The sequence below is a fragment of the Bacillus sp. AFS041924 genome (assembly GCF_002577195.1).
Taxonomy (GTDB): Bacteria; Bacillota; Bacilli; order Bacillales; family Bacillaceae_G; genus Gottfriedia.
Map to the genome: position 1 here is coordinate 1 of NZ_NULG01000080.1, position 312 is coordinate 312.

Genomic DNA, 312 nt, shown 5'->3' on the forward strand with positions numbered 1-312 from the left:
AAAGATGCATTTATCGAGGGGTTTGTTCGACTTGTACCAACAGGTGCAAATAAAGACAAAGCAGTTCCTTTAACGATGCCATACATGGGCTATTTAGGTGATTGGACGAAGCCAAAAAATATTGATCCTGCTCCGTGGAGTGATGGTGTATTTGTAGGATATACTGTGCTTTGGGATGATGTATCTGAAGTTCCATTAGGATATGATCGAATGACAAATAGCTTTAATTTAGATCATATGACAATTTCACCAAACACGTTCGCACCAGGTGTTTACCCTTCGTTCCAAGTACTACGAAATTTAAAAGAAACT

Annotated in this window: 1 protein-coding gene; it reads left to right on the plus strand. The window is 38.5% G+C overall.

Going from position 1 to position 312, the window contains the following annotated elements; translation table 11 throughout:
• Window positions 1-312, plus strand: a 312-nt coding sequence (locus COC46_RS22290) for a hypothetical protein (protein ID WP_176545184.1), incomplete at both ends; no start/stop codon positions are given.